Origin of the sequence: Roseovarius sp. MMSF_3350 (assembly GCF_030733425.1) — a bacterium.
Classification (GTDB): domain Bacteria; phylum Pseudomonadota; class Alphaproteobacteria; order Rhodobacterales; family Rhodobacteraceae; genus Roseovarius.
This window is the reverse complement of the sequence record NZ_JASHIZ010000035.1, coordinates 1-9,511: the sequence shown is the minus strand read 5'-3', so window position 1 is coordinate 9,511 and position 9,511 is coordinate 1. Positions and strand designations below refer to the sequence as shown.

Annotated in this window: 7 protein-coding genes and 1 pseudogene; 3 read left to right on the top strand and 5 right to left on the bottom strand. The window is 65.1% G+C overall.

The window, feature by feature from the left end:
• Positions 1–1,758, bottom strand: a 1,758-nt coding sequence (locus RBB31_RS20315; protein WP_306131077.1) for a hypothetical protein, incomplete at its 3' end; no start/stop codon positions are given.
• 142 nt (positions 1,759–1,900) lie between these two features.
• Positions 1,901–2,194: a hypothetical protein gene (locus tag RBB31_RS20310; RefSeq protein WP_306131076.1), complete on the bottom strand. Its 294-nt coding sequence runs from the start codon at positions 2,192–2,194 to the stop codon at positions 1,901–1,903.
• 200 nt (positions 2,195–2,394) lie between these two features.
• Between RBB31_RS20310 and RBB31_RS20305 the strand changes: the two genes are divergently transcribed.
• From RBB31_RS20305 to RBB31_RS20295, 3 genes are all read left to right on the top strand, one after another.
• Positions 2,395–2,709 (top strand): hypothetical protein, encoded by a 315-nt coding sequence (locus RBB31_RS20305; RefSeq protein WP_306131075.1) that lies wholly within the window; start codon positions 2,395–2,397, stop codon positions 2,707–2,709.
• A 258-nt stretch (positions 2,710–2,967) separates the two neighbouring features.
• Positions 2,968–4,161, top strand: coding sequence for an efflux RND transporter periplasmic adaptor subunit (locus RBB31_RS20300; protein ID WP_371931355.1), 1,194 nt, complete (start codon positions 2,968–2,970; stop codon positions 4,159–4,161).
• Between the two features lie 12 nt (positions 4,162–4,173).
• Positions 4,174–7,296, top strand: a complete 3,123-nt coding sequence (locus RBB31_RS20295; protein WP_306131074.1) for an efflux RND transporter permease subunit — start codon at positions 4,174–4,176, stop codon at positions 7,294–7,296.
• A gap of 78 nt (positions 7,297–7,374) precedes the next feature.
• Here RBB31_RS20295 and cobF read toward each other — a convergent pair whose 3' ends face one another.
• The 3 genes and pseudogenes from cobF to RBB31_RS20280 form a co-directional block, all read right to left on the bottom strand.
• Positions 7,375–8,112 (bottom strand): precorrin-6A synthase (deacetylating), encoded by a 738-nt coding sequence (gene cobF / locus RBB31_RS20290; protein WP_306131073.1) that lies wholly within the window; start codon positions 8,110–8,112, stop codon positions 7,375–7,377.
• A gap of 67 nt (positions 8,113–8,179) precedes the next feature.
• Positions 8,180–8,899: a uroporphyrinogen-III C-methyltransferase gene (gene cobA / locus RBB31_RS20285; RefSeq protein WP_306131072.1), complete on the bottom strand. Its 720-nt coding sequence runs from the start codon at positions 8,897–8,899 to the stop codon at positions 8,180–8,182.
• Positions 8,896–9,511 (bottom strand): annotated as a pseudogene (locus RBB31_RS20280) (cobyrinic acid a,c-diamide synthase); the annotation flags it as partial. The pseudogene RBB31_RS20280 and the gene cobA, both read right to left, overlap by 4 nt.

Genomic DNA, 9,511 nt, shown 5'->3' with positions numbered 1-9,511 from the left:
CGGGCGGGGCGGCTCAGGTTCGCGGTGCAGGTAATGGCGAAGATAGGCCACGAAACCGGACAGGTAGTGTTCCACGTCGTCGATGCGGACCCGGAACGCGTGATGGCGGATGAAGAAGCTGCCCAGAATGCGTTGCGGATTGCGGAAATACATCGCCGTTTCGGGCCAGAAAAACCCGTTCAGCAGATACTGTGCCCGTGTTTCCAGCGCGCGGTAGAACTTGTCGCGGTCGAGATGTTTCAGAAGGTGGCGATGCGCGTCGCTCTGCTCCAGCCGGAGGATCATCTTGTGTGCCGCCATCATCAGTTCCAGCAGCGTCGGGAAGGTGGTGATCCTGTCAATGACGAAGTCGAGATGGGTGGCGACGTTCTGCAGGCCGAAGCGGAAATAACGCTCTTCCGGGCGGTAGAGCGTCAGTTCGTTGACGCAGTAGCCGAGCCAGTGATCGTTGGTGCGCCAGTGTTCCTGTGCGATGAAGTAGTCGAAGGCCTTTTCCACCAGTGCCAGCCAGCGCGGGTCTTTCGTCAGGCCGTAAAGGCGCATGAGGCCGAAGGCGGCCTCGCCGTCGTAATAGATGATGCGGAACCGTTCCTTGACCGACAGGTCTTCGGCGTCGAGCACATGCGACAGTTGACCGGTGGCAGGGTCCTGCATGTGGGCGATGCCCTGCGCAAGCTGTTCGAGAAGCGGCAGGTGGCGTTCGTCGCCCGTCAGCTCGGTATAGGTGACGAGGGCAAGCAGGCAGACAGCACTGCCGCCCAGTTTCACCTCGTTGTTGACGTCGAGGAGATAGGCCACCCGTTCGCCACCCGGGAGGGTGTATTGCCGGATGAGTCCTTCGGTCAGCAGGCGCAGGGCACGGTCGATCGCGGCCTTGAGCCCGGCGTCGCGGGTGACCTGCCACGCCTCGAGCATGGCATAGACCGTGCTGGCGTGGCGCAGGGTGTTGTAGGCCTTTATCTCGCGGTCGAAGCAGGGGTGAAGGCCGTAGACGAACTGGCCCTCCGGATCCACCTGGGCGGCGAGGAAGCGGCTGGACTGGTCGATCATGTCTTCGACCGTGGCCGCGTCGAGTGGATCGACGCGGCGGCGGCCGGTGTCGCGGCCCTCGGTGCCGCCGCTGAACCCGTGCAGGGGCACCGGGGGCCGATCCGGCTGAAGCAGAAAGGCATCGGTGGCGAAGAGGCGCACCGGATCGGTCGGTGCGTCGGGCAGGTGAAAGTCGTGACCGAAGCGGCGCTGGCCGTAGATCTGCGTGTTCTTCGCGTTCAGCCCGCCCTCTTGCCGGTCGTTGCCGAGGTAGAGCATGGCGTTGGCGTTCAGTTCCTGCTCGAGGAAGGCCTGGCGGAAGGCTGGGTCGAGGGCGATGCCGTAGCGGAAATAGTTGCGCTTGCTGCGGGATATGGCGAGCTGGCACTGCTCCCATGTCAGGTTCCAGGTGCGGGTGACCCAATCGACACGAAGCCAGCGGACCTGCGGATCAGGGTCGGGGCAGGCGCGGCGCCACGAATCGAACCGGGACCAGATCGTTTCGGCGTCCGGACCTGTGAAATGCACGACGCGGGCGCGGGTGTTGCCGTCGCAGACCGAAAAGAACGCGCGCAGGGGGGCGTCCTGTTCGGCCGAGGCGAGCGCGTATGTCAGCGCCGCACGTGCCTGTGGCAGAAGGGCCGACAGGGGGGCCTCGGGATGGGCTGCGATGGGCGGCACGAGGTCCGCGATGCCGAGCCCATCAAAGGATGCATGTGCCTTCGTCATGAGGATCACCAGTACCGCATGGCCATCGACCGGGGCAAGCTGGCGCTAAGGAGCCGGGGCAGGCTCGCGGCGGAGCAGGCTGCGCCCGGCGACCGGATGCCGCTGGGTTCAGTTGGCGCGCGTGGTGCCACGCCGCGTCTCATTATCCTTTGCGCCGGTACGGGGGCCGGTTGGCAGCGCGCGTGCACTGTCCGGTTAGGGTGAAACGGATCGCCCAGATTGCCAGCACGAGCAGCCCCGTCACCCAGCCGACCAACACATAGGCGAGCAGCATGGTCCAGAGGCTGGCGCCGTGGAGAAACGCGGTGATCGCCGCCGTCGTACCGCAGATCATGCCTATGAGAACGAGGCCCACGAGGTGCCGGCTGTCTTGCTCTGCGCCGCCAGGATCGGGTTCGTGGCATTCGCTGCTGTCGTACCGGTCAATTGCCGCCATGGAGTGCCTCTCGTCGAATAGCTAAGGTATGGTTTGCACGGTAATAAGGATATATAGACCATACACACGTATGTTTTGCAAGCGGCAGTTGCGCGTGTTTGGTTGCATTCTGCAACAGACGACGGGCGGAATTCGGCAAGTTTTCACGTCAATCACGTTTGAATTTGAATGGACGCCATACTTTTGTCATATTCTTTGGGATGGGTGACTGGAAGGCGGTTACGACCACCAAGACGGGCAAGATGCGCAACCGGCGTGACGACATCGAATACCTGCTGTGGCAGGTCAGGAAAATGCAGGCGGAACAGCAGATCCGACCTTTCGCGTTTCACCGCGCCGTGGTGCTGCTGGTACGCGACGAACGCTTTATCGAGGCGCTTGCGATCTGTGAATATGTGCAGCGCTGGTGCGTGAGAGCGGAAGCGTATCACGACGGGACTTCGGAGATGATCTGGAAAAGCCCCCGTCTGCGAAACTGTATCGAGCGTATCGATCAGCTTTATGGCAACCTCTGACGCCGGATGCGCCCGGGACACGAGCGTTGCCGGTAATGTGATGGAAGGCCGCTTGCGGCGTCTTTATTAACTGCTCATTATCAATGCCTTCGCGCAAAGCGTTCGCAATGTTTTCGTACATTGCTTGTTCAGTCTGTCGGGCCGGCGCCGAAGTTAGCCGGGCAGCGAAGGTTTCTGTGGATACTCCAATGCAAAGAGCCTAGGAGACAATCTTGCAGATGTAACGCGGTAGAATCCGCCATCGAGGGTCGAAACGCAATGACGAACCGTTCCATCCTAGTCGTCGTGACAATGGTCCTGGGCTTGACTGTTTCAAGCCTGTTCACCGGGCGCGCAATGTCTCAGCAGGCACAGGAGCCGGTGCCGGTCGTGGTTGTCACCTTGCAGGCGCAGACGGTGACTCTGACCTCGACGCTTCCCGGTCGGGTCGCGGCGTCGGCGGAGGCGGAGGTGCGTCCGCAGGTCAACGGAATCATCACGGAACGGTTGTTCCGGGAGGGCGCGTTTGTCGAGGCGGGCGAGGCGCTCTACCGCATCGATTCCGCGACCTATTCCGCCGCGGTCGAACAGGCGCAGGCCGCGGTGACGCAGGCCAGGGTCCAGTTGGATGCGGCGGAGGTCGAGGCCGAGCGGCTGGTGGAGCTGCGCGAGCGCAACGTGACGAGCGAGCGGGCCTTCGACGAGGCCAAGGCGGTTCGCGACACCGCCGCGGCTGCGGTGGAGGTGGCCCAGGCGCAGTTGCGGTCGGCCGAGATCGAGCTGGAACGCACCACGATCCGGGCGCGCCTGTCGGGCGAGATCGGCCTGGCGCGGACCAGTCCGGGCGCGCTGGTGACGGCCAGCCAGGCTGAGCCGCTGGCGGTGATCCGGGACATCGATCCGGTTTATGTCGATGTGACCCAATCGGCCGCAGACCTGCTGCGGTGGACCCGCGGGCAGACAGAAGACCAGTTGACCAATGCCGACACGACGGTGCGCCTGACCCTGGCGGACGGGTCGGAATTCGACGAGACGGGCACGATCACCGCCGCGGAGCCGAACGTCGACCCGCAGACCGGCGTGGTCGTGCTGCGCATGCAGTTCGACAATCCCGACCGCCTGTTGCTGCCGGGGATGTACGTGCAGGTCGAGCTGCCGGTGGGCACCGCCGAGAACGTGCTGTTGGTGCCGCAGGAAGCGGTGCAGCGCGACAGGCGCGGGCGTCCGTTCACCTGGGTGGTGACGGCCGAGAATGTCGTCGAGGAGCGCCAGGTGACCATCCTTCAGGACCGCGGATCCGAATGGGTGGTCAGCGACGGGTTGCAGGACGGCGAGCGGGTGGTTGTCGCCGGTTTCCAGAAGACCGGCGTCGGCGCGACCGTGGCGCCCGAGGAACGCCCGGACCCGGAGGCCGCGCCGGACGGCGAGGACACCGAAGAGCCTGCCGAGGCGGGCGAACAGACATCCCCATAAGGATCCACTTCAATGGCGCGTTTTTTCATTGATCGCCCGGTCTTTGCCTGGGTCATCGCGATCCTGATCATGGGAATCGGAGTTCTGGCTATCCGGATTCTGCCGATTGCGCAGTACCCGGAAATCGCGCCGCCTTCGGTCTCGATCAACGCGACGTATCCCGGCGCCTCGGCCGAGACGGTGGCCAACACGGTGACGCAGGTCATCGAGCAGCAGATGACCGGGCTGGACGGGTTGCGGTATTTCTCGTCCAACTCGACATCGGCGGGGCAGTCGAGCATCACGCTGACCTTCGAGACCGGCACGGATGCCGATATCGCGCAGGTCCAGGTGCAGAACAAGCTGTCGCGCGCCACGCCGCTCTTGCCGGAAGCCGTTCAGCGGCAGGGTGTGACGGTCGAGAAATCCTCGGCCGGGTTCCTGATGGTGATCGGGATGATCTCGCGCGGGGACAATTTCGACCAGGTCGACCTGTCGGATTACATGGTCACGAACCTTGTCGACGAGCTGAGCCGGGTCGAGGGGGTCGGGTCGGTCCAGGTGTTCGGCGCGCAATACGCGATGCGGATCTGGCTGGATCCGTCCAAGCTCGCGGCCTTCGAGCTGACGCCTGCGGACGTTGTGAACGCGGTGTCGGCGCAGAACGCCCAGATTTCGGCGGGGGCGTTCGGCTCGCGTCCGACGGTCGAGGGGCAGCAGCTGAATGCCACGATCACCGCGCAGTCGCTTCTGACCTCGCCCGAGGATTTCCGGCAGATCGTCCTGCGGGCCGAGACCGACGGCGGGCTGGTGCTGCTGGATGACGTGGCGCGCGTCGAGATCGGCGCGGAGAACTATGCCACCATCGCACGCTTCAACCAGGATCCGGCCGCCGGCCTAGCCGTCAGCCTAGCGCCGGGGGCCAATGCGCTGGACACCGCAGAGGCCGTGAAGTCGCGGATGGCCGAGTTCGCGGAGTTCTTTCCCGAAGGCGTGGAATACGTCATCCCTTATGACACCACGCCATTCGTTCTGATCTCGATCAAGGAGGTCATCAAGACGCTGTTCGAGGCGATCGTGCTGGTGTTCCTGGTGATGCTCCTGTTCATGCAGAACCTGCGCGCGACGCTGATCCCGACGCTGGCGGTGCCGGTGGTGCTCTTGGGCACGTTCGGCGTTCTGGCGGCGGCCGGATTCACGATCAACACGTTGACGATGCTGGCCATGGTGCTGGCGATCGGCCTTTTGGTCGATGACGCGATCGTGGTGGTCGAGAATGTCGAGCGGATCATGGAGGAAGAGGGCCTGCCGCCGCGCGAGGCGACCTACAAGTCGATGGGGCAGATCACCGGCGCGCTGATCGGGATCGCGCTGGTGCTGTCGGCGGTGTTCGTGCCGATGGCGTTCTTTCCCGGTTCGACAGGGGTGATCTACAAGCAGTTCGCGATCACGATCGTGTCGGCGATGGCGCTTTCGGTGGTGGTTGCGCTGACCCTGACGCCGGCGCTGTGCGCGACGATCCTCAAGCACAAGGATCGCGACAAAAGAAAGGGCGCCTTCGGCTGGTTCAACCGCGGCTTCGACTCGGTTCTGGGACGGTATACCCGCACGGTCGCCTGGAGCGTCAAGCGGCCCGTCCGGGTGGGGATTGTCTATCTCGCACTTGCCGTTGCGATGGCCTTCATGTTCGCGCGCACGCCGACCGCGTTCCTGCCGGACGAGGATCAGGGCATCCTGTTCACCCTGATCCAGACGCCGACCGGCGCCACGGCGGAGCGGACGCTGGACGTGCTGGAACAGGTCGAGGATTATTTCCTGACGCAGGAGACCGACACGGTGAAATCCATGTTCGGCGTCGTGGGATTCAGCTTTGCCGGCAGGGGTCAGAACATGGGCATCGCCTTTGTTCAGTTGAAGGACTGGGACGAGCGCAAGTCGGAGGGCCAGAGTGTGCAGGCGCTGGCCGGGCGCGCCTTTGGGGCGCTGAGCGGGATACGCGACGCGATGGTGTTTCCGATCGTGCCCCCCTCGGTGATCGAGCTTGGCAACGTGTCGGGCTTCGACGTGTACCTGCAGGCGCGGGGCGGGCAGAGCCACGAGGAACTGCTTCAGGCTCGCAACCAGCTTCTGGGGCTGGCGGCGCAAAGCGAGTTGATCGCGTCGGCCCGGCCCAACGGGCTGGAGGATGCCTCGCAGTTCAACCTGGATATCGACTGGCGCAAGGCGGGCGCGATGGGGGTCACTGCCAGCGATGTCGGCCAGTTGCTGACGGTGGCCTGGGCCGGATCATACGTGAACGATTTTATCGACCAGGGCCGGATCAAGCGCGTCTATGTGCAAGGCGACGCGCCCGATCGCGCGATCCCGTCCGACATCGACAAGTGGCGGGTACGCAATGCCAGCGGCGGCCTGGTGCCGTTCTCGAACTTTGCGAAAGGATCATGGAATTACGGGCCGCAGGGCCTCTACCGCTTCAACGGTATTCCGTCGATGCAATTGCAGGGCGCACCCGCCCCCGGTGTGTCGACCGGTGCCGCGATGGCCGAGATGGAGCGCCTGGCCGAGCAGTTGCCGCCGGGTTTTGCGCTGTCCTGGACCGGCCTGTCGCTGGAGGAACGGCAATCGGGCAACCAGGCGCCGCTGCTTTATGCGCTATCGCTTGCGGCGGTGTTCCTGTCGCTTGCCGCGCTTTATGAAAGCTGGTCGATCCCGTTCGCGGTCATGCTTGCCATGCCGATCGGCGTTGTGGGCGCCTTGTCGGCGGCCTATTTCGGCGGGTTCGACAATGGTGTCTTCTTCCAGGTCGGGCTGCTGACCGTGATCGGCCTGACGGGCAAGAACGCGATTCTGATCGTGGAGTTTGCGCGTGACAGGCACGTGGCGGGCGAGCGGGTTGTCGACGCGGTGGTCGTGGCCGCGCGGCAGCGTTTCCGTCCGATCATCATGACCTCGATGGCGTTCTCTCTGGGCGTGCTGCCGCTGGTGTTGAGTTCCGGCGCGGGGTCCGGCGGGCGCAACGCGATTGGCTCGGGCGTTCTGGGCGGAACGATATCCGGCACGGTGCTTGGCGTCATTTTCGTGCCGCTGTTTTTCGTGATCGTCACCAGGCTTTTCCGGTTCGGACGCGGGAAGGCCAAGGGCGCTGACGCTGGATAGGGTCGTGATCGCATTCCGGGCTTTTGGTCCTGGCGCGCTGAGGTCCGGCAAAATCCGGGTCCGGTTTGCCGGGCCCGGTCACATGCGACGCAACAGGTAGCTGTCCATGATCCAACCGTGCCGGGCGCGGGCCCGGGCGCGTGTGTCCACGATTTTCTGTCCGACCTTTTCCAGGGGCCCCTCGATCAGGATCTGGTTGTCGGAGCCGAGATAGGCGCCCCACCAGATATGCAGGCCCGCCGGGTCGAGTTGCTGGAACGAGCACAATCCGTCCAGCATGACGACCGCGGTGGTTTCCTCTGGCGGCAGTCCATGCGCGCGCAGTTGCCGGCCCGTCGTGATGCGGACGGGGCCGTCCACGGTATTGAGCGGGATGGCGTGGGCCGCGGTCAGCGCCTGGATCGCCGTGATGCCCGGCACGACGCGCAGCGCCGGTTTGGGCGACAGGCGTTCTGCGATCCTGATCGTGCTGTCGTAGAGGGATGGGTCGCCCCAGACCAGCAAGGCGACCGGTCCGTCGACGGAGTGCCCGTCGAGGGCCTTGATCCAGCGTCGGGCGATCTCGTCGTGCCAGGCGGCGACGCGTTCCTCATAGGGCAGGTCGGGGTCGCGCACCGGGTATTCGAAGGGGACGATGCGGGCCGTGCTGCCGGACGCCGTGATGATGGCGTGTCGCAGGTGGGCGAGGTCCTCCTTGTCGTCGCCCTTGGTCGGCAGCAGGATGATGGCCGCATCGCGCAGCGCATCCGCCCCTTCGAGGGTAACATGCGCGGGGTTGCCCGTGCCGATCCCGATGAGCCAGAGATCTTCGATCATGGGCGGGGTCCGGGTTCGGTCGGTCCCGATGCACCAATGGTGCGGCAATGGGGGGCGGGTCGCTGCGTCATGTGTCTGCCAGCGAACCGTAGAGGATCAGGGCGGGATGGTCGCTGCTCTCTTGTGCCAGCAGGTCCGACAGGGTTGCGACGGTGTGGCGGGTGATCTTCTGTTCGGGACGGCTGACGGCTTCGGCCAGGATCGCGGGGGTCGCGGGCGGAAGGCCCGCATCGATCAGGCGCGCGGCCAGTTGCGGAAAGGTGCGCTTGCCCATGAAAACCACGGTCGTCGCGGCCGGGTCGGCCAGGGCGGCCATGTTGACGTCCTCGGGCAGGGCGCCGGTGACGTCGTGGCCGGTGATGTATTGCACGCGCCGGGCGGTCAGGCGGCGGGTCAGGGGAATGCCGGCGGCGGCCGCGGCGGCATTGGCCGAGGGAACGCCGGGAATGATCTCGTATGGAATTCGCTCTGCCTTGAGGGCGACGATTTCCTCCTCCAGCCGGCCGAACACGCCGCTGTCGCCGGATTTCAGGCGCACGACCCGCTGGTCCAGGCGGGCGTAATCCACCAGCAGGCGGCTGACATGGTCCTGCTTGGGCGAGTTGCGCCCGGCCCGCTTGCCCACGCCCACAAGGTCGGCGCCGCGCCGTGCGTGGGCCAGGATCGGCCCCGAGGACAGGTCGTCGAACAGCACGGCGTCGGCGCGCTTGAGCCGGTCGACGGCCTTGAGCGTCAGCAGGTCCGGGTCGCCCGGTCCCGAAGAGACGAAGGAGACGAAGCCGGTCATGGCGTTTCGTCCCCGGTGATCAGGTGAAAGAACGTGCCGGACGCGTGGCCCCGGACCGAGCCGGTTTCCGGTACCGGGTTGCCATCGGCGTCCGCGACCTGCGCCAGCGGGGCGTCGGGCTGGTCGAGGATAGTGGAATAGTGAAATTCGTGGCCGCGCAGGGTTGCGCCTGCATCGAATCCCGGCATCGGGGCCGAAAGGGTCGCGCGGCGGTATCCAAGGTGGAACTTGCGCTTTTCATAGGAGGTGACGAGGCCCAGCAGCCCGGCCATTTCGTGGCGTGTTCCCTCCTTGTCGATCAGCGCCTGGCCGAGGGCCATGTAGCCGCCGCACTCGCCATGCACCGGCTTTGACTCGGCGTGTTTGCGCAGCGCAGTGCGGAACCGCGTGGCGGCGGCAAGTTTGCCGGCGTGTAATTCGGGATAACCGCCGGGTAGCCAGACGAGATCGGCGTCGGGATCGGGGACTTCGTCCGCGAGGGGGGAGAAAGGCAGGATCTGGGCTCCGGCGGCGTGCCAGCCTTCCAGCAGGTGGGGGTAGGTGAAACTGAAGGCTGCGTCGCGGGCGATGGCGATGCGTTGCGCCGGGGGGCGCGGCAATGCGGCGGGCGCG

Bases quoted from the DNA above. Each gene is read 5' to 3' on its own strand.
- RBB31_RS20310 (WP_306131076.1), bottom strand. From the start codon at position 2,194: ATGGCGGCAATTGACCGGTACGACAGCAGCGAATGCCACGAACCCGAT.
- RBB31_RS20305 (WP_306131075.1), top strand. From the start codon at position 2,395: ATGGGTGACTGGAAGGCGGTTACGACCACCAAGACGGGCAAGATGCGC.
- RBB31_RS20300 (WP_371931355.1), top strand. From the start codon at position 2,968: ATGACGAACCGTTCCATCCTAGTCGTCGTGACAATGGTCCTGGGCTTG.
- RBB31_RS20295 (WP_306131074.1), top strand. From the start codon at position 4,174: ATGGCGCGTTTTTTCATTGATCGCCCGGTCTTTGCCTGGGTCATCGCG.
- cobF (WP_306131073.1), bottom strand. From the start codon at position 8,112: ATGATCGAAGATCTCTGGCTCATCGGGATCGGCACGGGCAACCCCGCG.
- cobA (WP_306131072.1), bottom strand. From the start codon at position 8,899: ATGACCGGCTTCGTCTCCTTCGTCTCTTCGGGACCGGGCGACCCGGAC.